The organism is Bacteroides pyogenes, from assembly GCF_014196225.1.
Taxonomy (GTDB): Bacteria; Bacteroidota; Bacteroidia; order Bacteroidales; family Bacteroidaceae; genus Bacteroides; species Bacteroides pyogenes_A.
On sequence record NZ_JACIDI010000009.1, the window covers coordinates 68,016 to 89,524 of the forward strand.

The window sequence follows — 21,509 nt, forward strand, 5'->3', positions numbered from 1 at the left end:
CCTTTCTGTCCGGTGACAAATCCATCAGTCCAAACATACGCCCCGTTCAGTTCACTTTTGTCAGCAAGCTTTCCAGCTCTTCCGCATTCAGCCGGAGATAGAATTGCCCCTTATAAGCCACCGAAATAGCCCCGGTTTCTTCGGAAACGATAATGGCATGCGCGTCCGACTGCTGAGAAATTCCCATAGCTGCCCGATGCCTCAAACCAAGATCTTTCGGAATCTCCAGGTCATGCGATACAGGCAGGATACATCCGGCCGCCTTGATTCGTTTTTTACTGATTATCATTGCCCCGTCATGCAAAGGGCTATTCTTAAAAAATATATTCTCAATCAAGCGCTGGTTCAATGCTGCGTCAATCTCTTCACCGGTTCGTACCACCTCGTCTAAGGAAGCGGTATGTTCAATCACGATCAAAGCGCCCACTCTCTGTTTACCCATATTCAGGCAAGCCATAACCATCGGCATGATATCATCATGTTTTAAAGTGTCTTTTTTCGCTCCACTGAAAAAACGTGCCAAAGCGCTGAAGCGTTGGTGAGACCCCAAAGTAAACAGGAATCGACGGATTTCCTCCTGAAACAAAACGATTAAAGCAATAGCACCCACATTCATCAAGGTGTCAAAAATAGATCCTAATAGCTTCATCTCCAAAATCTGAGTTACAACCAGCCAGATCAGAATAAACATAAGGATACCGGTAAAAACCTTGATCGATCCGGAAGCTTTCATCAGTTTGTACGTATAGTACAGCAAGAAAGCTACCAGCAAAATATCTATAAAATCTTTTATGCCAAACTCAAAAAACATAGCTGTCAGTGTTTAATCATTGGATGGATCGGTATTTTTTCTCATAGTCTCGAAAATCTTCACCGCTTCCACGGCTTCGCGCACATCGTGTACCCTCAAGATGTGTGCTCCCTTCATCAATGCAATCGTATTGAGTACTGCAGTTCCATTAAGCGAATCCTGCGGCGTTCCTCCCAGCAATTTATAGATCATCGACTTCCGCGAGACACCGACCAACACAGGCAGTTCAAAAATACGGAATTCCTCCAGATGGGCCATCAATTCATAGTTATGTTCCAAAGTCTTCCCAAATCCGAATCCCGGATCCAGAATGATATCTTTCGCTCCTAAATCACGCATCTGCTGGGTCTTACGGGCAAAATACAGAAAAACATCTTTGAGCAGATTATCATAGCGAGGTTCTTTCTGCATATTTTGTGGTGTCCCCAACATATGCATCATAATATAAGGTACTCCCAGACGAGCCACGGTTTCGAACATCCGGTCATCCATTTCACCACCGGAAATATCGTTTACAATGGCTACCCCATATTCCTTTACGCACCATTCCGCAACTTTCGATCGGAAAGTATCCACAGAGATGATCGCTTCCGGGTATTGTCGAGCTATAATCTCTAATCCTGTACGAAGCCGCCGTATTTCTTCCTCAGCAGATATATGTTCGGCATTCGGACGGGAAGAATAAGCTCCTATATCGATAATCGTGGCTCCCTCGTCTATAATCTGCCGGACTCTGGCAGCTATATCCGCTTCCGCCTGAGCGCGACATCCGGAATAAAAAGAATCGGGAGTTACATTCAGAATGCCCATTACCTGCGGAGAAGTCAGATCCATCAAATGTCCGTTAACATTGATATAAGCAGAAGAAAAAGAGTTCATCATTGATTTGTTCCAATTTAGACTGATGCAAATGTAGAGAAAAAAAACAATTATTCACACTAAAGATATAAGAAATAAACGTATATTTGCGCACTATAGAATATCATCGATTCATAAACCCCCAAGCACAATGTCTCGTTTTCACGCAGGATGCCTTTTTCTCATTCTTTCTTATGCGGTTTCTGCAAAAGCTCAAAAAGAAGCCGAAGCATTCAACGTATCACCCGAATTGTACGCTTATTACCAGCATTGCCAGAAACATCTGATGCACCCGTCTGTAATGAATATGGCCGATACATTGTTTCACATGGCCGAAAAATTGCATGACAAACGGATGCAGGCGGTAGCCCTTTCCACTCAATTGGAATATCATTATTATCAATCGTCCAATGAAGACAGCGTAATTCATTATGCCAATAAGGTAAAAATGTTCTCAAAACGAACCCAGCAACCCAAATATTATTATTTTGCATGGGGAAACCGCCTGATTCTATATTATCTGAAAACAGGCAGGTCGAACATCGCTCTTTACGAGGCCGAAAAGATGCTTAAAGAAGCACAAAAGGAAGACAGTAAAATAGGACTGTTGTATTGCTACAGTGTTATGTCACAAATCTACACGATCAAAAAACTCAATACAATGGCATTCGAATGGCGATTAAAAGAAATAGAACTGACAGAGAAATACAAACTCGAAAATTATAATATTACCAATACCTATATCCAACTGGCCGACTACTACATCGAAGAGCATCAGCAAGAAAAAGCATTTGACGCCCTGGCTAAAGCAAGCAACTCTTCAAATTCTGCATCACATAAAGTTTGGCTACAATTGGGTTACGTAAATTACTACAGTACATTCGGAGATTTTCAGAAAGCGGAAAAAGCATTGGAAGAGTGCAAAGAAATGTTTGAAAAGGATCAAAGGCTGAAATTACAGAAGAAAGGGCTATACCGCACGGAATATATTTACTATCAGAAAACCGGACAATTCCAGAAAGCGCTGGAAGCAATTGAAAATCAAAGGATAGAAGAACAACGTTTAAATGAACATATACAAAATAGCAGCCGATACAGAGCTAAAGGAGAAATCTACAGCCGGATGGGAAAACTCGATACGGCGGTAGACTATCTTATGAAATATATCAAAGCGGAAGATTCTTTGAAAATAGCAAACGAGCGATTGGCAAGCAGCGAATTTGCAAACCTGCTGAACGTAGAACTTCTTAATGCCGAAAAGAAAGAATTAATACTTCAGGCGCAGAAAAAAGAGATACGTACCAAAACAGGCATAGCCGCTTTATTATCTATTCTGTTAGGTATCGTTTTTTTCTTTTTATACCGGGAAAATAGTTTGAACCGAAAGCTCAAAGCCTCAGAAAAAGAGTTGAAACTCAAAAACGAAGAACTCATTATTTCACGCGAAGAAGTTCGTAAAGCCAGAGACCGTGCCGAAGCAGAGAGCCGGATGAAAACAACGTTCATCCAAAGCATGTCACACGAAATCCGTACGCCACTCAATTCCATTGTAGGGTTCTCCGAAGTGCTGAGCGACCGATACAAGGAGGATACCGAAACTACTGAGTTTGCGGAAATCATTAAATCGAACAGCCAAGAGTTGCTCCGATTGATTACCGACGTACTTGCTTTATCGGAGTTAGACCAACATGAAAAACTGCCGTCGGACATTAAAACAGACATCAACATTACTTGTTTACAAGCCATCGATACAGCCAGCGCATGCAAAGACAAAGAAATAACAGTCTCTTTTCGGCCGATCAGAAATGAGCTCGTCATCCTCAGCAATCCGGATCGCGTGACGCAATTGCTGACAGGGTTGATGCACAATGCCGTAAAGTTCACCAATCATGGAAACATCGATATAAGCTATACGGAATCAGAAGAAAAAAAGCAACTTCAGATTCATATTACCGATACAGGCATAGGGATTCCGATAGAGAAGCAAGAAGAGGTTTTCGAACGGTTCTATAAAGTCAACCCTTTCTCGCAAGGAACGGGACTCGGGCTGTCTATCTGCCGGAATATCGCCGAGAAGCTGGGAGGGAGCCTGCAAGTAGACTCATCGTACACAGGCGGATGCAGAATGGTGTTGACGCTTCCGTTGGTATATGCATAGCATTTTCTTCTCTCCGACATCGACACAGGTAACGTTTTTTGCCGCATACACGGATATTGTTCCGAAAGAATCACCTATCTTTGCCATACTTTTAAAAAGATTCAGGTTATGGAACTTGCTGCGCTTTATCAAATATTTCTCAATTGTAAAACGGTGACTACCGACAGCCGCAACTGTCCGGAAGGATCGCTCTTCATCGCCTTGAAAGGCGACTCGTTCGACGGCAACGCTTTTGCCGGGAAAGCCTTGCAGGACGGATGCGCTTACGCTGTGGTAGACGAGGCGGAATATGCCTCCGCAGGCGACGAGCGATACATTCTTACAGAGAATTGCCTTCAGACCTTGCAACAACTTGCCAACTATCACCGCCGGCAGTTGGGAACACGGATTATCGGCATCACGGGAACCAACGGAAAAACAACGACCAAGGAGCTCATAGCCGCCGTTCTTTCGCAGGCTTACAAGGTACTCTACACGCAAGGCAATCTGAACAACCACATCGGAGTTCCTCTCACCCTCTTGCGGTTGCGCCCCGAACACCAACTGGCTGTGGTGGAGATGGGGGCAAACCATCCGGGAGAGATAAAGCATCTTTGCGAAATTGCCGAGCCCGATTACGGCATCATCACCAACGTAGGCAAAGCGCACCTCGAAGGCTTCGGTTCTTTCGAAGGAGTCATCAAAACCAAAGGAGAACTGTACGATTTCCTCCGCAAAAAAAATCATCCCACCATCTTTATTCACGAAAACAATCCTTATCTGAAAAAGATGGCGGGCGGTTCGGGCTGTTCTTCGCCCCAAACAAAAAACGGAGTCAAAGCATACGGAGCGCAACCGTCGGCCTCATTTAACTGCATTCGCTACGGAACCGGAGAGGGACTGTACGTCAACGGAAAGATTACGGCAAACGATCCGTTCCTGACGTTTGAATGGGAAGCAGGCGAAAAAAAGACCAAAGAAGGGGAAGCAAACCGGAAACATCGCGTACAGACGCAACTCATAGGCGAATACAACTTTACCAATGCCATGGCAGCCATCGCCATCGGCCGATTCTTCGGGGTGGAAGATGAGAAAATAGACCGAGCATTAACCGCATACACCCCACAAAACAACCGGTCGCAACTGAAAAAGACAGCGCGCAATACGCTTGTCATCGACGCATACAACGCCAATCCTACCAGCATGATAGCGGCTTTGGAGAATTTCAGGAACATGAAGGCGCCTCATAAGATGCTTTTGCTGGGCGATATGCGCGAGTTGGGTACGGAAAGCCCGGCGGAACATCAAAAGATTGCCGACTTCATCAGCCTATGCGGTTTTGAAACCGTATGGCTTGTGGGAGAGCAATTCGCAGCGGCAAGCCATCGGTTCCAAACGTTTGCGGATATACAAGAAGTCATTTCCCGCCTGCAGACGGAACATCCGCAAGGACATACCATTCTGATCAAAGGTTCCAACGGAATAAAGCTCGATAAAGCGATAGATTACTTATAAAGAATAATCAGGAGATTCCGACGAAGGTTTTGTTTCACAAGCATGAAACAAAGTGTTCTTGCCGGTGAAACAAAGTGTTCTTGCTAATGAAACAAAGTGTTTCAACAGCATGAAACAAAATGTTCCTGCCGGTGAAACCAATCAAACAAAAGGACGATTGCCTGAAAGCTGCCGCAACGCGGCAGAGAAAGATAGCCCGAAGTTGTTAAAAACAACATTATCCTCGACGGGCGAAGGTCTTCAGACAATAATACGCTATCAGGCTTGCCGTAATCACTCCTGCCGCATTGGCCATAAAATCCCACCAATCGCCTCCCCGATGCTTCGTACAAAACTCTTGCAGCAGCTCGATACCCCCGCCGAAAAGCAACGGACAAAGACAGGCTCCTATCCATGCATCCCAAACGGGAGTACGGTCGCGGCGATGTTGCAGGAAAAACTCCATCCACAACGCGCCGGACATACCGAAATACATGCAGAAGTGCACAAGCTTGTCGAATCCCGCAGGCGGATCGAAGCCGGTTTCGGGCGGATTGAAAAACGACAGAAAGATTACCAGCAGAATGATAAAAAAGGATATAGGATATTTCTTGATATAATAGAGCATAATTATCGCGTACTTTAAGGGGCAAATATACGTATCATTTTTTATATTTGCAGCCTGCTACAACAGTTATATAGCAAGAATGCAATCCAACCATAAAGATTATGACGAAGAATGAGAGAGCCAATTTCGGCAGCAAGTTAGGAGTGATACTCGCTTCAGCGGGTTCGGCGGTAGGGCTGGGGAACATCTGGCGGTTCCCTTACGAGACAGGAAATCATGGCGGAGCAGCTTTCATTCTCATTTATATGGGTTGTGTGATACTTTTAGGGCTTCCCATCATGATCTCGGAGTTTCTCATCGGGCGTCGTTCGAAAGCCAATACGGCAGGCGCATACCGAAAGCTGGCACCGGGCACTCACTGGCATTGGGTGGGGCGAATGGGAGTATTGGCGGGTTTCCTTATTCTGAGTTACTATTCGGTGATTGCCGGATGGACTTTGGAGTATATCGTGCAAGCCGCCACCGATAGTTTTGCCGCCAAAAGTTCGGCGGACTTCATCGCTTCTTTCCAACAGTTTACCGGAGACTCCTGGCGCCCCGCGCTATGGATGGCGGTCTTTCTGCTCGCCACGCACTTCATCATCGCAAAAGGGGTAGAGAAAGGCATCGAAAAATCTTCGAAGATTATGATGCCCGCCTTATTCATCATCATTCTGATTTTAGTCGGCTGTTCGATCTCACTGCCGGGAGCAGGTTCGGGCATAGAGTTCCTGTTGAAACCGGACTTCGGCAAAGTAACCGGAACCACCTTCCTGAGCGCAATGGGACAGGCTTTCTTTTCATTGAGCCTGGGCATGGGATGCCTTTGTACATACGCTTCCTATTTCAGCAAAGAAACAAACCTGACTAAAACAGCTTTGAGCGTGGGAGCCATCGATACGTTCGTGGCGGTGCTTGCGGGATTCATTATTTTTCCGGCAGCCTTTTCGGTGGGCATCCGCCCCGACGCAGGTCCCAGCCTCGTATTTATTACGCTTCCGAATGTCTTTCAGCAAGCGTTTGGAGACCTCCCCGTCATCGCTTATCTGTTTTCCGTGATGTTTTACCTGCTTCTGGCAATGGCAGCGCTCACTTCCACCATATCGCTGCACGAGGTGGTGACAGCCTATCTGCACGAAGAGTTCAAATTCACCCGGGGAAAAGCAGCCCGTCTCGTCACCGGCGGATGCATCGTCATCGGAGCGCTCTGCTCGCTTTCGTTAGGCGTGCTGAAAGATATTACGGTTTTCGGATTAACCCTGTTCGACCTCTTCGATTTTGTGACGGCCAAGCTCATGCTTCCCATAGGCGGATTGCTCATCTCAGTTTTTGCCGGATGGTATCTCGACAAACGGATTGTAAAATCTGAAATCACCAACGACGGTTCTCTCCGCATGCCGATATACGGGTTGCTCATCTTCCTCTTGAAGTACGTTGCCCCCATCGCCATCTCCCTCATTTTTATCCATGAATTGGGAATACTGAAATTATGACGGGATGGAAGGACTTTTTCTACTTCAGTAAAACGGAACGGCAAGGTATTCTCGTACTTGTCGTTCTTATTATCATCGTTTACTCCATTTCCGCATTATCGCGACATTTCAAGGAAGACGAACCGGATTTGATAGACAAAAACCGGCTGGAGGAAGAATACACGCAGTTCCTTTCTTCGCTCGAAGAGGCGAACCCTCCCGGAGATCGAAACCGTACGTCCCGTTCCTTTTCTAAATCCGAAGCGGAGCTTTTTCCTTTCGATCCCAACACCGCAGACTCCGCCGCCTTCGTCCGTCTCGGTCTGCCCGCATGGATGGCGAGAAACATTTTGCGTTACCGGAGCAAACAGGGAAAGTTTCGTCGTCCCGAAGATTTCCGGAAAATATACGGACTGACAGACCTGCAATACCGGACTCTGCTGCCCTACATCCACATTGCCAAAGAGACAGAGCGTAAAGACAGCATACAATTGTTTACGGGATTGAAAGAGCGTAAAGACACTTTGTTCAAATACCCCGCAGGAACAATCATCGGGCTGAACGAAGCCGATACCGCCGAACTCAAGAAAATTCCCGGCATCGGCAGCGGAATCGCCCGGATGATAGTGAATTACCGCAGGCAATTGGGAGGTTTCCACCGCATCGAACAGTTGGAAGACATACATTTGAAGGCGGAAGTCCTTCGTCCGTGGTTTTCTGTCGATGCGCGCTCCATCCCCCGCATCAACGTGAACAAGGCAAGCGTGCAACGGATGATGAGCCATCCGTACATCAATTTCTACCAAGCGAAAGTGATTGTCGAACACCGTAAGAAAAAAGGCAAGATAAACAGCCTGAAAGAGTTGTCGCTTTATGAAGAGTTCTCTTCCGTCGATTTTGAGCGAATCAATCCTTACATCTGCTTCGAATAGATGTTTGTCCGGAACACGTAAAGAAGCACACTCCTACCACACCGGATAAGAATACACCACACACAAACAAAACAAACACCCTACGCTAATCTCTTCGCAAATTCCGGATTCCGGTAGAGAAGCGATTATAGGACGCCTAAAAGGAATATACAGAGAAATCTCCTGCTGTTTTGTATAGATTTTAAATCGACCGACTATAATATTAATCGTTTTTGATACTGCCGTCTACCAGATGTATCGTACGGTCTGTAATCTTAGAAAGTCCCTCATCGTGAGTCACAATCACGAAAGTCTGCCCCAAGCGCTCCCTCAGTTCAAAAAACAAGCGATGCAAATCTTCTTTGTTATGCGTATCGAGACTTCCGGAAGGTTCGTCCGCTAAGATTACCGCAGGATGGTTGATCAATGCGCGCGCCACCGCCACCCGTTGTTTCTCTCCTCCGGAGAGTTCGTTCGGCTTATGAGATGCCCGGTCAACCAGCCCCATAAATCCTAATATTTCCATCGCCCGCTTATTCGCTTCCGAGTGAGGAACTCCTGCAATGAAAGCAGGAATCATGACATTCTCCAAGGCGGTGAACTCCGGAAGCAATTGGTGAAACTGAAAAACGAAGCCGATATTTTTATTACGAAAAGCAGAGAGTTCCTTCTCTTTCATTTGCTTCACATCGGTGCTGCTGATCATTACCGTACCACTGTCGGGGCTGTCCAGCGTTCCCATAATTTGCAGCAACGTAGTCTTTCCTGCTCCGCTTGGCCCTGCGATGCTGACTATTTCCCCTTTGCGAATCTCCAGATCGATGCCTTTCAATACTTGCAACGAACCGAAGCTTTTCGTGATTTCTTCTAACTTGATCATCGTTTCCATTATAATCGTTTTATAACATATTCGGCCAAGTAACATCCGAATACGGCAGGCATGTAACTCACCGTTCCACAGGTCGATTTTTTATTCCGTTCTTCATCAGTCAGCAACACCGCTTTCGGATCGGCCTGTTCGGTGCTGAAAACCACCGGAAGTTTCCGCTTCATGCCCATCTTCTGCAACCTCTTTCGCACGGCTTTACTCAACCCGCAATGATAAGTATCCCAAAGATCGGCAAAACGCACCTGCGTGATGTCGCTTTTCGCCCCGGCCCCCATGCTCGATACAATCCTTATCCGCCGATTCATTGCCTCGTAAATCAGGAAACACTTCGGACTGATCGTATCGATGGCGTCCACGATGAAGTCGAACCGGGCACTGTCGAGCAATGCCGGTATACCATCGTCCTTGAGATAAACAGGCAACACGGTGAGTTCTATTTCAGGATTGATATCTTTATACCGTTCTGCCAGCACCTCCGCCTTCGGGCGTCCCAAAGTAGAGTGCATGGCAGGCAACTGCCTGTTCATATTCGTCGGCTGAACCGTATCGGCATCCACAAGCGTCATCCGCCCTACTCCAGCCCGGCAAAGCATTTCCGCCGCATAAGCTCCTACACCTCCCAGCCCTACAACCAGTACATGGGCCGCACGTATACGGTTCATCTTATCTTTCCCCAACAACAGTTCCGTTCTTTGTTGCCAGTTTTCTTCCATCAATTCTTCTTCAACCATTTATAAAACCATTTACCTACCTTATCATAATTCTGAGGCTCGCTGTAACCGCGCGGATCGGAAAAAGAAATAACCTCATGCGGCTCGCCGAACTGGTCGGGGTAAAGAATAATGAGGCTATTGTTAGAGAAATATTTCCCCAGCTGTCCCGGCAAACGTTCGAATGAGCTGTCGTAAGATATCGATCCGCGGCGTGCCGAAATGACAACGAGCAGATGATCATAATTCACCTGTCCCGTCAACAATAACAGGTCGCCCCATTCTTCCAAAACCGAAAATTCGGTAGGCGTATTGCTATATTTCTTTTTTACGAGCTGTTGCAAACGTATCAATGTCTCCTCATTGGCGAAAAAATGCACCCGACATCCCAAAATACTTCCCATTCGGCAAAAATGCTCTACCCATTTCGAAAATCCCGGTTCGTATTCGGCCTTGGGAGGCACGGCGACAACTACCCGTCGAAGCGTGTTCACCGGCATCAGAAACTTGGCTATCATCACCTCTCTGTTGGTTCCTTTCAGCAAATTATCGGCCAGATTTCCGAAAAAAGAATCGACAATATTCATCTTACGGTGCAAGCCTATCACAATATCTGTCACACCGTACTCTTTCGCCGTGTGAATAATGCCCGAAGCGATATTCAAGTCATAACGGCTCACGGTGGTGAGCGAAAGTCCCGCCGCCGCAGATATTTTGGCAGCCCGTTCCAAATTCCTTTTACTACGCCCTTCTTCCCCGCTCGTCGCGGCGGAATCGTCGTTAATCACGCTCAAAGCAATGAGGTTATCCTTTTGTTTGGCATCTCTGATGAGCATCGAAAGCCCCATCAGGTCCTCAATCGTATCGGGATTTGCCAAAGGAATCAGTATTTTCTCCTCCTGTTTGCCTTTTTTTACTTCCGTATCCATCTCGGTCTCCATCGCCACTTTCCGGGCGGCGCGCTCGGTAACGAACGAGCTGATGATGCATGTAAAAAGAATCAGCACAATCGTGCCGTTCAATACATCATCGTTCAAAAGACGCTCCCCGCCGGGAAGAATGATATTGTAGCCCACCAATACGGCAGCCAGCGTGGCGGCAGCCTGTGCATTGCTCAACCCGAACATCAGTTCGCGCTCCATCGCACTCATTTTATATATCTTCTGCGTAATCCAGCAAGCGATCCATTTGCTGAGCATCGCCATCGTGGTCATCACCAACGCCACTTTCAACGCGTCGCCCTTACCGAAGAGAATATGTACATTGATGATCATACCCACGCCGATGAGGAAGTAAGGAATAAAAAGCGCGTTTCCTACAAACTCCAGATGATTCATCAACGGAGAGACGTGCGGAATCAAGCGGTTTAAGACAAGTCCCGCCAAAAAAGCGCCGAGAATGCCCTCCATGCCCACAAACTCCATCAGACCCGCGCCCAGAAAAACCATCGCCAATACGAAGATGAATTGAACCACCCCGTCGCTGTAGCGGCGGAAAAACCAACGGCCGATACGCGGAAAGAAATAGATGATAAGAAAGCTGAGAAAGACGACTTTCACTACCAGCCATATCCAGAACATTTCGGAAGCTTCGCCTTTATAAAGCCCGCTAATCACCGCAAGCACCAACAGCGTAAAGGTATCGGTCACCGCCGTACCCCCCACAGCTATACTCACGCTGCGTTGCCGCGCTATACCGTAACGAATCACTATCGGATAAGCAATCAAGGTATGAGAGGCGTACATACTGGCCAAAAGAATAGAGGTTATAAGCCCGTACTGCAAGATGGTGATATTGCTGATAAAGCCCAAAATCATAGGAAGCGCAAATGCCAGAACTCCCAGAACAAAAGCCTTTCCCCGATTCTCCTTGAAGTCGCTCATGTTCATTTCGAGTCCTGCCAAAAACATGATGTAATACAGACCTACCTTCCCGAAAAGCTTGAAACTGCTGTCGTACATCAACAGGTTGAAACCGTGTTCGCCAATCAGCACTCCCGCCAGAATCATCCCAATGATGTGGGGAATGCGAAGACGCCCTAAAATGATGGGGGCGAACAAGATAATAATAAGCACGATGAAGAAGACCCAAGTGGGGTCGGTTATCGGGAGCGTGAGGTGGAAGTCGAACAGATTCATCGTTTCCGTGTTTTAAAGATTTATCCGCAAAGAAACAAAAAAGTTCGCAGACCGCCAATGAGAAAAGGCGAAGATTCGGAGCACAGGAACAATTGTACGGCACATTCAACCTAAAAACAAGCGGTAAAAAGGCGAAAACATCCGCCATGCAAATGAAACGGCTCTTGCCGGTGTAAAGAACATCATATTCTGCCGGACAAAGCAAGCAAAGAAAAAAAGAGATGGACGCAACTTGTAATTTCCTGATAAAAAAGAGGTTTATATGGCAAAATGTTGTAATTTTGCGAGCAAATCTTTACTAATGGACAGAAGAACAGAATAAAGATTGAAGTATTCACATTTTAATAAAAGAAAAAAATGAAAGTAGCTATTGTTGGCGTAAGCGGAGCCGTGGGACAAGAGTTCCTGCGCGTGCTCGATGAAAGAAACTTCCCGATGGATGAGTTGGTTTTGTTCGGTTCTAAACGCAGTGCCGGAACCACCTATACTTTCCGCGGTAAACAGATCGAGGTGAAACTCTTGCAACACAACGATGACTTTAAGGGAATAGATATCGCTTTTACTTCAGCCGGCGGAGGAACCTCCAAAGAGTTTGCCGAAACGATTACCAAACACGGCACGGTAATGATCGACAACTCCAGCGCTTTCCGCATGGATGCCGATGTGCCGCTGGTAGTGCCCGAAGTAAATGCGGCCGACGCTTTGGAACGTCCGCGCGGAATCATTGCCAACCCGAACTGTACAACCATACAGATGGTTGTCGCCCTGAAGGCAATCGAGCAACTTTCTCACATAAAAACCGTACATGTATCCACTTATCAGGCAGCCAGCGGAGCCGGTGCGGCAGCCATGGACGAACTGTACGAACAATATCGCCAGGTATTGGCAAACGAACCCGTGACGGTAGAGAAATTTGCATACCAGTTAGCATTCAATCTGATTCCTCAAATCGATGTATTTACCGACAACGGATATACGAAAGAGGAAATGAAGATGTATCACGAAACACGAAAGATCATGCACTCCGATATTAAAGTAAGCGCCACGTGTGTGCGTGTGCCCGCTTTGCGCGCTCACTCCGAAAGTATCTGGGTAGAGACCGAACGCCCCATCTCGGTGGAAGAGGCCCGCGAAGCTTTCGCCAACGGAGAAGGCTTGGTGTTGCAAGACAATCCGGCGGAAAAAGAATATCCGATGCCGCTCTTCCTCGTAGGCAAAGATCCCGTTTACGTAGGCCGCATACGCAAAGACCTGACCAACGAGAACGGATTGACATTCTGGATTGTAGGCGACCAGATAAAGAAAGGCGCCGCGCTCAATGCCGTTCAGATAGCCGAATACCTGATTGAAGTAAAGAATATATAAAGACACATACCCTAACCAAAGTAAGGGAAGACGAAAGCCTAAACAAACTCGGTGTTGCTTCCGCTTCCCTTTCTTTTATCTTTTAATACGACTCATCCTCATGTCGCTCCGGCACGTAGAGCTTGCTTGACAAGAAAGGCCAACCGGGTGACACAGAGACTATGAAGACACAAAAAACAAAACCGTAATGAGAGTCAGTAACCGCTTTGTTGCCATCGTTTTATTTCTGTTTACCGCTTTTTTCAGTTGCTCGCTTCCCTCCGAAGAAGAAGAGGAATATGCGACAGACGACTTGAGCCATCAGCTCCCATGGTCGGGAGAAAGGGGGAAGTTCTCCATTAATTCCCGCCGGGGAATCCGGTTGGACGACCGGAATTATGTTACCGGAACAGCTTATCTCACCATTCCATCATCCGAAATACGTGACACCCGTTGGGAATTCGGGATACATCTTTCATTCAATCCTTCCGCCAAAAACTATGCCCGCTTCTATCTGGCTTCCTCTTCCGAAGAGCTTTCGGGAAACTTATCGGGCTATTATATCCAGATAGGAGGAGCGAAAGACAATGTCGGGCTTTACCGGCAAGAAGGAAACGAATCCCGGTTGCTGGTTTCGGGAAGGGAACTGATGAAGGGCGACAAGGCTCCCAAGCTCTACGTCAAAACGGAATGCGACAAAAACGGATATTGGACGCTACGGACACGTCTCGAATCGGAAAGCGAATACACGACGGAAGGGGGCGTGCAGGATACCGGCATACGTTCTTCGGTGTGCTGCGGCATTTACTGTGTATACACACCCAGCCGGTGCAAAGGGTTTGTATTCCACCACATTCGTTTGTCGCACGAAGTGGATACGGCGGCAGAGCCGAAAGAAGATTCCCCGGTTGCTCCTCCGGCAGGAATGACCGAATTGCCCGATGACGTCAGAGGCATGTTGCTCTTCAATGAAGTGATGTACGACAACGCCAAAGACGGAGCCGAATACATCGAAATTTACAACCCTACGGGGCAAACGATCACGCTTCCTGCCCTGTACCTTTATAAGATGGATAAGGATGGTAAAGTATACAGTACCGTTCCACTATATACGGATAAGGCGCATGCGTTGTTTTCCATCGAACCCGAAAGCTACCTTTGCTTTACGCAATCGGCGGAACGAATCATGAGAAAGCACCGGGTGGGACAAGAACGGATTATAGAAACGCCGAAATTCCCCTCACTCAATAACAAAGGCGGATACATAGCTCTCTCGAGAAGCGAAAAGCCCGCAAAAGGGAACACGTTCGATACCTGCGGATTTTGGGACTGGATGCACAATTGTGGAGGAAGCAAATTCACAGGAATATCTCTTGAAAAGAAATCGCCGGAGCTTCCTTCGGTCAACAACAACTGGCAGTCGTGCAAGGACAGCACGGGAGGTACGCCCGGAAGAAGGAACTCGGAGCCCGTGTAGCCGCTAAGTGTTGCCGGAGATCTTGCCGCACCTCATACGGTTTTCACAATCAGCAGGCACTCTGACAAGCTATATGGTTCATCGCATCTGCCGCATATTTAATATACCAAGCATCGAATCAGCGTGATTATATATTATTTTAATGGCTATAATCCTATCAGGTTATGGCTATTATTATAGAAAATAACTACATTTGCATCCCAAGAAAAACATGACCGGAGTTTACTCCGCAACCATTGCTCCCGGAATTTGCACAACAACACGCAAGCCACGGGCACAAAACGGCAACGGCAGTTCTCCTAATAACAATCAGCAGACATGAAAAAAAAGATGAATTGTTTTTTGTCTTCGGGAAATGCCGAAGACATCATGCAAACCGTAAAAGAATTGCAGGCTTCAGAGCTGGTGAACAAAATCTATGTGCTCACTCCGAAGCCCGGCGGTTTGAAAATAGCCGGCTGTGAAGAGCTTCAGGCCGAATGCCTCTTCTCCGGACAAACGATGAAAACCATCGCCACGCATTCGGCAGATGCCGAATATGTATTGCTGTCGCTCAAAAGCACTCCGTTGCAGCCGGGGCTGTATGCTCTGGAAAGAATGATGCAGGTGGCGGGAAGCAACAGCAAGACGGGAATGGTATATGCCGACCGCTACCAACTGACGGACGGAGTACGCCGTCAAGTACCGGTTATCGACTATCAGACGGGGAGCCTTCGCGATGACTTCGACTTCGGGTCGCTGCTGCTCTTCCATGCCGAAGCGTTCCGCCGTGCGGCGAAAAAGGTAAAAGCAAGTTACAAAGCGGCAGGGCTGTACGCGCTTCGCCTGGCACTCTCAACCGAATACTCGCTGGTGCATATCAACGAATACCTTTATACCGAAGTGGAAACCGACAGCCGGAAAAGCGGAGAAAAGCAGTTCGACTATGTAGATCCGAAAAACCGCAGCATACAGTTGGAAATGGAACAGGCATGCACGCAGCACCTGAAAGAGATCGGTGCTTATTTAGATCCTTACTGCCTCGACATCGACCTGAACGGCACGGAATTCGAAAACGAAGCGTCTGTCATTATTCCGGTGCGCAACCGGGTTCGTACCATCGGCGATGCCGTACGTTCGGCTCTTCAGCAGCAGACGCGGTTTCGCTACAACGTCATCGTTATCGACAATCACTCCACAGACGGAACCACCGAAGCGTTGGCAGAACTGGCAAAAGACGAACGCCTCATCCACCTGATTCCCGAAAGAGACGACTTGGGCATAGGCGGTTGCTGGAATCTGGGCGTGGCTCATGAGCAATGCGGCAAGTTTGCCGTACAGCTCGACAGCGACGATGTATACGCCGACGAACATGCGCTGCAGAAAATAGTCGATACTTTCTACCGCGAAAACTGCGGCATGGTGATAGGCACTTATCAAATGACGGATTTCGACATGAACGAAATAGCGCCGGGCATCATCGACCATAAGGAGTGGACGCCGGAGAACGGACGGAACAACGCACTGCGCATCAACGGGCTGGGAGCTCCGCGAGCTTTCTTCACGCCTCTGCTGAGGGAAATCAAACTGCCCAACACCAGCTATGGAGAAGATTATGCGGTAGGGCTGAGAATCTCGCGCGAGTATCGCATCGGACGCATCTACGATGTGCTTTACCGTTGCCGCCGATGGGAAGGAAACTCCGATGCGGCACTCGAGCCCGAGAAGGTGAACCGCAACAATCTGTATAAAGACCGCATACGTACTTGGGAACTTCAGGCACGGATGGAAGAATACGGAGTATCTCCCGAGCTTCAGGCGAACGTGAACGAAATGATCAAACGGCAAAAGAACGCTTGGGAACTGGCTAAAACGAACTTCAAACTGCTGAAAGACAACCGGAAGAAGATGAAGAAGTTGCAAATGGTAGAAGACAACTTCGTGATGCAGGTGAAGTACTACCCCAACCCGGCACGCTCGCGCTCCGCTTTGGCGAAGACCGACGCCGCATCCATCGCCCAAAGGCCCTGCTTCCTCTGCGAAAAGAACCGCCCTGCGGAGCAGGAAGCAGTCAACTTCAAATATTACCATATATGCCTCAACCCCTACCCCATATTCGAGCGGCATCTTACCATCATCGAAAAGAACCATCGCGCGCAATCGGTTGCCGACCGTTTTGAAGACATGCTCGACCTTGCCGAATGTCTGGACGAGTATTTCATCCTGTACAACGGTCCTGCCTGCGGAGCTTCCGCACCCGACCACTGCCACTTCCAGGCAGCCGGTAAAGAAGAGAGCATGGCGGGCATCTTTTGTGAAGACTACGACTGCACGCCGATTGCCGAAGATTGGGAAGGAAACTATGAAATAAATGCCGTGAAAGCTCCTTTTACGGCCATATCCATCACCACCGAAGGCAGAAAACACATGAGCAAGCTGCTGAAAACGGTGTTCAAGGAGATTCGCCGCATCTACGGCAAGGAAGAGCCGATGGTGAACATTATGCTTTGGAACAAGACCGAAGTGCTCGACGAGCTGCTCGAAGGCGAAGACACCGACCCGAAACGCTACTCTTGCGTCATCTTCCTGCGTTCCAAACATCGTCCCGACTGTTACTTCGCCGAAGGAGAAGAGCAGATGCTCATCAGTCCCGCCATTGCGGAGATGAACGGCATCTTCCCCATCACCCGTCCGGAAGATACGGACAAGGTGACGCCGGAGAAAATAACGGGAATCTACAAAGAAGTCAGCCTGCCGAAGAAAAAGATGGACAGCCTCATCGCGCGTCTATCCGAACTCTTGGGTGAGGACGAGGAATAACTAACTTCAGCATATACGCATTTTGAGTATCAACAACGAAGCAGCCCATCTTTTATGTAACGGATGGGCTGCTATTGTTATATCTGTATCTCGGGCTTCTCAAGTCCTTCAAACTAAAATGTGGTATTACAGTTCTACGCTTTCCAAGAGACAATTTAATCGTTCGGTCACTTGAACCGATAGATATAAATGCCATCTGTATAAGTATTAAGTAGTCGTCCCTTAAAAACTATATTTCAGCGTGAAGTTCGCTTTCACAAACTTCACGCTGAAATATAGTTTTTAAGGGACGACTATCTAATAAAAGATTCTATTCATTATCTATTTGTCGAAATTGATGACAAACAACTATAAATATAAACCGACATTCAAACTCCTAAGAAATTGGGTGTCGGTTTATAATGTTTCAACAGCATATTAGCTTTTCAATCCATTCATCAAAATGCTTGCATTTTGAACGGAGTTCATCAATACCAATATTTTTCGTTACAAATTTACCAGTTTTAGGTTTATTATAATTATAATGCGTCTTTTTATCTCCCTCTATTGCTTTTATAATACGTTTACTTGGTGCAGTTTCTGGGCTATTGTTAATTAACTCCGGATTCCCAACTTTTTGTAAGTCTTGAGTTAATTGTTCACATCGTTTCTCACAATCGGGATAAAAACTTGTAATGTATCCAATGCCGCAAAATAGAAGAGCCTCAAACTCATGAAGTTGAATATATGGAATGAAGCGTTTATCATTTATTGCATCTGCAAAATCTTTCTCCAAATTAGACACTTTTAAATAAGGGTCACTAATCGTTTTTCTTTTTTCGAAACCTGGGAAGTCATCAGGAAGAGCATATAAATCAAACATTGTTGTAAATATATGTCTTTCATAATCTCCATCTATTTTCGTTTGTTGCAATAGGTTAATGTCCGTCAAAACGTGATTATATGTCAACGTTCCTCCTCGTGCATTTTTCTTTTTATTAGTTGTAATCAGAATGCTCTTTACACCTGTTACACCATTATTTTGAAGATATGGATGCAAAACCTCCTCAACAAACCCTTGCTCTGTCTGCCCCTCACATAAGATATGGATTATCTTTGCCTTCATACAGGGCGTCCTCCTATGATGTTTTTATCCCATAATTCACTAACAGTATATTTTTGAAGCCATAGATGATATTCTTCATCGCTTAAATGGGTAACAGTGGTAGACTGGGTTTCTTTATCCATTTCAATGACAGAAATATTATCTATATCAAAATGGTCCACCAAATCTTTACTTTGAGTGGCAATAATAATCTGTGCATGTATTGACGCATCCTTTATCATCTCAGCAAGTTGAGTTATAGCATATGGGTGTAAACCTAATTCTGGTTCGTCAAGTATTATCACATGCGGCATTGTCTGTGGAGGTTGTAAAAGCAAGGTAGCCAAGGCTATAAATCGAATTGATCCATCAGAAAATTGATAGGCATTAAAACGATAATCTGTAGCTGAATTATCCATCCAACGTAGAGAAACAAACCCGTTATTAGGTTCAAGATAGAAGTCTTGAAACTGAGGCACTACCTCTCTGATATAATCGACTATTCTATTGTATGAATTTTTATAATTCTCACGTAAAAACAAAAGGAAAGATGGTAAATTATTACCATGTGATTGAAGATAATTAGTTGTCTCTACAGGACAAACCTGACGCAAAGGTCCTTCCACTGATGAATCATGAAATTGGTATACTTTACAATATGATAGCATCTGAAATATCGTCTTTGCTACAGGATTATCGCTCTCAGCAAGAGCAGATTCTTTAAATACAGGTTCTAAAGTAACTTCATATGGTTTTACTTCTCCTTTACGATGCCATACAATTCGCTCTTCCGTAATGATTAACCTGTCGGGGGTTGCATTCAACAAAGAAAAGCTGTATGTATCAATAGATTTAGAATTCGAGAATTTTATTTCTCCAGACATAACTGGCGTTTTTTTTGTGCCATAATGTAATAAAGCATTTGACGTTCCAGACATTTCAACATATTTCCCAAATGATTTGCTCATCATATAGCTTAACATTCGAAAAAAACTAATGATGTTGCTTTTCCCTGCACCATTTGCACCTAACAATATGCTAACATCATTAAGTTTCAATGTTACAGGTCTATTAAAGGCGATAGATTTATAACCTTTAATTGTCACTTCTTGCAATTTGGTCCTTTGATGAGTCTTAGTCATTATACTAAATTTAAACTTGTTGCAAAAGTAATGATAAAATATAAACGTGCGAAAAAACGGTGAGAAAACATACAGGGAACATGCTCAATATGATTATTTTCTCTATCTTCGCAACCATAAGAGTTGCCACATTGTGGCAAAGCTATGAAGAACCCAGAAATACGAACGGTTCCTATTCCGTTAGCCAATTTTCAAGCAATCCGACCAATTGCTTTATTCTAAGCAAGTTATCTTTTCTCGCAAAAATTACATAAAAAAAGAAATCATTTTTCGGCGGCAAAATGCGGTTCTGTAATCCGCAACTGTTTGAAATAGCCGGTTTCCCGGAGATATAAACCCGATTCGCTGAAGATATACAGCCCGTCTGCTGAGTATATATGGCCACCATGCTGAGTATATATAGCCACCACGGTAGCCATATATACTCAAGCTACCTGTGCATATATAGCCACCACGCTGACTATATATGTAAAGTATCCGGCATATCATTGATGTATGAAAGCATCAGATAAGGTGAACAAGCGTGCATGAAAAAGATACGAGAATAGAGCCGCTTTACATCGGTTGCCGAAATACAACGAATGAAAATAAAAACGCCAAATCATCTTATTTTCAGGTCTTTTTGTTACATTTGCATATCTAACCATTATAATCGACTCAATGATGAAGAAGGTAATATTAGCCATCTCCGTGCTTTTATTGGTTGCAGGATGCAGCCGGGTGGCGCTGACAGGACGCAAACAGTTGCTGTTGGTATCTGATTCCGAAGTGATGAGTTTAAGCAACTCGAGCTTTAAAGACTACATGAAAACGGCTAAGCAGTCGACCAACGCAGCCAACAAAGCAATGGTGGTACGGGTGGGACAGCGCATTGCCAATGCCGTAGAAACGTACCTCCGCACAAACGGGATGGAGGATCAGGTCCGGAATTTCGCATGGGAATTCCATCTGGTGCAGGACAATACGCCCAATGCTTTCTGCATGCCCGGCGGAAAGATTGTGGTGAACGAGGGGATACTTCCTTATACCAAAACGGAAGAGGGGCTTGCCATCGTCCTTGGACATGAAGTGGGACATGCTGTGGCGAAGCACTCGGCAGAACGCATCAGCCAGCAGATGCTTGCCTCATACGGAGGACAAGTGTTGAGCGGGGTGCTCGCGGGGAAATCGGCGGAGACCCAGATATTGGCGCAGCAGGTGTACGGATTGGGCGCCCAGTATGGCGTGATGCTCCCCTATTCGCGCAGGAACGAGAGCGAAGCCGACCATCTGGGACTTGTATTCGCGGCTATGGCAGGCTACAATCCCGAAGCGGCCATTGCTTTCTGGCAGCGCATGTCGGCGGGCGGAGGGCAGAAAGTTCCGCAATTCATGAGCACGCACCCTTCCGACGAAACGCGCATCAGAAACATTAAGAAACTGTTGCCGGAGGCGATGAAGTATTACAAACCGGGACAACAGACGGCTCGTCCTGCCACCGGGAAAACGAAGAAAGGACGCTCGTTCACTTTCGAAAGAATATCGAAATAAGAAAGATATACGAATAAGAAGGATATACGCATAATAGTAAAAGCATCCCCCTGTTACAGCCAACCAACCTGTCCGACTTCTACGGCAGGTGCATCTGTAGCAGGGG

At 46.3% G+C, this 21,509-nt stretch carries 16 protein-coding genes; 8 read left to right on the forward strand and 8 right to left on the reverse strand.

Features of this window, described 5'->3' with window-relative positions; translation table 11 throughout:
- Positions 1-46: 46 nt before the first annotated feature.
- Positions 47-811, reverse strand: coding sequence for a diadenylate cyclase CdaA (gene cdaA, locus GGR07_RS07810; RefSeq protein WP_021645736.1), 765 nt, complete (start codon positions 809-811; stop codon positions 47-49).
- A 12-nt stretch (positions 812-823) separates the two neighbouring features.
- A complete protein-coding gene (gene folP, locus GGR07_RS07815; RefSeq protein ID WP_021645735.1) occupies positions 824-1,693 on the reverse strand; it encodes a dihydropteroate synthase in 870 nt (289 codons plus the stop codon).
- Between the two features lie 127 nt (positions 1,694-1,820).
- On the opposite strand from folP, the gene GGR07_RS07820 reads away from it, so the two are divergent.
- Together GGR07_RS07820 and GGR07_RS07825 are read left to right on the forward strand one after the other, a co-directional pair.
- On the forward strand, positions 1,821-3,827 hold the full coding sequence (locus GGR07_RS07820) for a tetratricopeptide repeat-containing sensor histidine kinase (protein ID WP_021645733.1): 2,007 nt from the start codon (positions 1,821-1,823) through the stop codon (positions 3,825-3,827).
- A gap of 108 nt (positions 3,828-3,935) precedes the next feature.
- Complete coding sequence (locus GGR07_RS07825; protein ID WP_021645732.1) at positions 3,936-5,321, forward strand: UDP-N-acetylmuramoyl-tripeptide--D-alanyl-D-alanine ligase; 1,386 nt, start codon at positions 3,936-3,938, stop codon at positions 5,319-5,321.
- A 217-nt stretch (positions 5,322-5,538) separates the two neighbouring features.
- Here GGR07_RS07825 and GGR07_RS07830 read toward each other — a convergent pair whose 3' ends face one another.
- On the reverse strand, positions 5,539-5,928 hold the full coding sequence (locus tag GGR07_RS07830; protein WP_021645731.1) for a VanZ family protein: 390 nt from the start codon (positions 5,926-5,928) through the stop codon (positions 5,539-5,541).
- 101 nt (positions 5,929-6,029) lie between these two features.
- Here GGR07_RS07830 and GGR07_RS07835 point away from each other — a divergent pair, with 101 nt between their 5' ends.
- Both GGR07_RS07835 and GGR07_RS07840 read left to right on the forward strand, forming a co-directional pair.
- On the forward strand, positions 6,030-7,400 hold the full coding sequence (locus GGR07_RS07835) for a sodium-dependent transporter (protein ID WP_021645730.1): 1,371 nt from the start codon (positions 6,030-6,032) through the stop codon (positions 7,398-7,400).
- Positions 7,397-8,311 carry a helix-hairpin-helix domain-containing protein gene (locus GGR07_RS07840; RefSeq protein ID WP_021645729.1) on the forward strand — a complete coding sequence of 305 codons (915 nt, stop codon included), beginning with the start codon at positions 7,397-7,399 and terminating at the stop codon, positions 8,309-8,311. The genes GGR07_RS07835 and GGR07_RS07840 overlap by 4 nt, the downstream gene beginning before the upstream one ends.
- A 202-nt stretch (positions 8,312-8,513) precedes the next feature.
- Here GGR07_RS07840 and GGR07_RS07845 read toward each other — a convergent pair whose 3' ends face one another.
- Genes GGR07_RS07845 through GGR07_RS07855 form a run of 3 tightly spaced genes read right to left on the reverse strand, consistent with a single transcriptional unit; the run spans position 8,514 to position 12,027 of the window.
- On the reverse strand, positions 8,514-9,170 hold the full coding sequence (locus GGR07_RS07845; RefSeq protein ID WP_034543189.1) for an ABC transporter ATP-binding protein: 657 nt from the start codon (positions 9,168-9,170) through the stop codon (positions 8,514-8,516).
- Positions 9,171-9,178: 8 nt separating this feature from the next.
- Entirely contained in the window at positions 9,179-9,910 is a 732-nt protein-coding gene (locus GGR07_RS07850) for a tRNA threonylcarbamoyladenosine dehydratase (protein WP_021645727.1), read from the reverse strand.
- Positions 9,892-12,027, reverse strand: coding sequence for a cation:proton antiporter (locus tag GGR07_RS07855; protein ID WP_021645726.1), 2,136 nt, complete (start codon positions 12,025-12,027; stop codon positions 9,892-9,894). Before GGR07_RS07855 ends, GGR07_RS07850 begins: the two co-directional genes overlap by 19 nt.
- 357 nt (positions 12,028-12,384) lie before the next feature.
- Between GGR07_RS07855 and GGR07_RS07860 the strand changes: the two genes are divergently transcribed.
- The 3 genes from GGR07_RS07860 (at position 12,385) to GGR07_RS07870 (ending at position 17,647) form a co-directional block, all read left to right on the forward strand.
- Complete coding sequence (locus GGR07_RS07860) at positions 12,385-13,392, forward strand: aspartate-semialdehyde dehydrogenase (protein WP_021645724.1); 1,008 nt, start codon at positions 12,385-12,387, stop codon at positions 13,390-13,392.
- A gap of 187 nt (positions 13,393-13,579) precedes the next feature.
- Entirely contained in the window at positions 13,580-14,848 is a 1,269-nt protein-coding gene (locus GGR07_RS07865; protein WP_021645723.1) for a lamin tail domain-containing protein, read from the forward strand.
- A gap of 318 nt (positions 14,849-15,166) precedes the next feature.
- Positions 15,167-17,647, forward strand: a complete 2,481-nt coding sequence (locus GGR07_RS07870; RefSeq protein WP_034543182.1) for a DUF4922 domain-containing protein — start codon at positions 15,167-15,169, stop codon at positions 17,645-17,647.
- A gap of 406 nt (positions 17,648-18,053) precedes the next feature.
- Here the strand turns inward: GGR07_RS07870 and GGR07_RS07875 are convergent, their stop codons facing one another.
- Both GGR07_RS07875 and GGR07_RS07880 read right to left on the reverse strand, forming a co-directional pair.
- Positions 18,054-18,752 carry a DUF4276 family protein gene (locus GGR07_RS07875; protein ID WP_034543492.1) on the reverse strand — a complete coding sequence of 233 codons (699 nt, stop codon included), beginning with the start codon at positions 18,750-18,752 and terminating at the stop codon, positions 18,054-18,056.
- Positions 18,749-19,873: an AAA family ATPase gene (locus tag GGR07_RS07880; protein ID WP_021644663.1), complete on the reverse strand. Its 1,125-nt coding sequence runs from the start codon at positions 19,871-19,873 to the stop codon at positions 18,749-18,751. Before GGR07_RS07880 ends, GGR07_RS07875 begins: the two co-directional genes overlap by 4 nt.
- A 663-nt stretch (positions 19,874-20,536) precedes the next feature.
- On the opposite strand from GGR07_RS07880, the gene GGR07_RS07885 reads away from it, so the two are divergent.
- A complete protein-coding gene (locus GGR07_RS07885; protein WP_034543504.1) occupies positions 20,537-21,403 on the forward strand; it encodes a M48 family metallopeptidase in 867 nt (288 codons plus the stop codon).
- Positions 21,404-21,509 lie beyond the last annotated feature (106 nt).

What these genes read in the sequence shown, in the direction of transcription:
- cdaA (WP_021645736.1), bottom strand. Translation starts at nt 811, where the DNA reads ATGTTTTTTGAGTTTGGCATAAAAGATTTTATAGATATTTTGCTGGTA.
- folP (WP_021645735.1), bottom strand. Translation starts at nt 1,693, where the DNA reads ATGATGAACTCTTTTTCTTCTGCTTATATCAATGTTAACGGACATTTG.
- GGR07_RS07820 (WP_021645733.1), top strand. Translation starts at nt 1,821, where the DNA reads ATGTCTCGTTTTCACGCAGGATGCCTTTTTCTCATTCTTTCTTATGCG.
- GGR07_RS07825 (WP_021645732.1), top strand. Translation starts at nt 3,936, where the DNA reads ATGGAACTTGCTGCGCTTTATCAAATATTTCTCAATTGTAAAACGGTG.
- GGR07_RS07830 (WP_021645731.1), bottom strand. Translation starts at nt 5,928, where the DNA reads ATGCTCTATTATATCAAGAAATATCCTATATCCTTTTTTATCATTCTG.
- GGR07_RS07835 (WP_021645730.1), top strand. Translation starts at nt 6,030, where the DNA reads ATGACGAAGAATGAGAGAGCCAATTTCGGCAGCAAGTTAGGAGTGATA.
- GGR07_RS07840 (WP_021645729.1), top strand. Translation starts at nt 7,397, where the DNA reads ATGACGGGATGGAAGGACTTTTTCTACTTCAGTAAAACGGAACGGCAA.
- GGR07_RS07845 (WP_034543189.1), bottom strand. Translation starts at nt 9,170, where the DNA reads ATGATCAAGTTAGAAGAAATCACGAAAAGCTTCGGTTCGTTGCAAGTA.
- GGR07_RS07850 (WP_021645727.1), bottom strand. Translation starts at nt 9,910, where the DNA reads ATGGTTGAAGAAGAATTGATGGAAGAAAACTGGCAACAAAGAACGGAA.
- GGR07_RS07855 (WP_021645726.1), bottom strand. Translation starts at nt 12,027, where the DNA reads ATGAATCTGTTCGACTTCCACCTCACGCTCCCGATAACCGACCCCACT.
- GGR07_RS07860 (WP_021645724.1), top strand. Translation starts at nt 12,385, where the DNA reads ATGAAAGTAGCTATTGTTGGCGTAAGCGGAGCCGTGGGACAAGAGTTC.
- GGR07_RS07865 (WP_021645723.1), top strand. Translation starts at nt 13,580, where the DNA reads ATGAGAGTCAGTAACCGCTTTGTTGCCATCGTTTTATTTCTGTTTACC.
- GGR07_RS07870 (WP_034543182.1), top strand. Translation starts at nt 15,167, where the DNA reads ATGAAAAAAAAGATGAATTGTTTTTTGTCTTCGGGAAATGCCGAAGAC.
- GGR07_RS07875 (WP_034543492.1), bottom strand. Translation starts at nt 18,752, where the DNA reads ATGAAGGCAAAGATAATCCATATCTTATGTGAGGGGCAGACAGAGCAA.
- GGR07_RS07880 (WP_021644663.1), bottom strand. Translation starts at nt 19,873, where the DNA reads ATGACTAAGACTCATCAAAGGACCAAATTGCAAGAAGTGACAATTAAA.
- GGR07_RS07885 (WP_034543504.1), top strand. Translation starts at nt 20,537, where the DNA reads ATGAAGAAGGTAATATTAGCCATCTCCGTGCTTTTATTGGTTGCAGGA.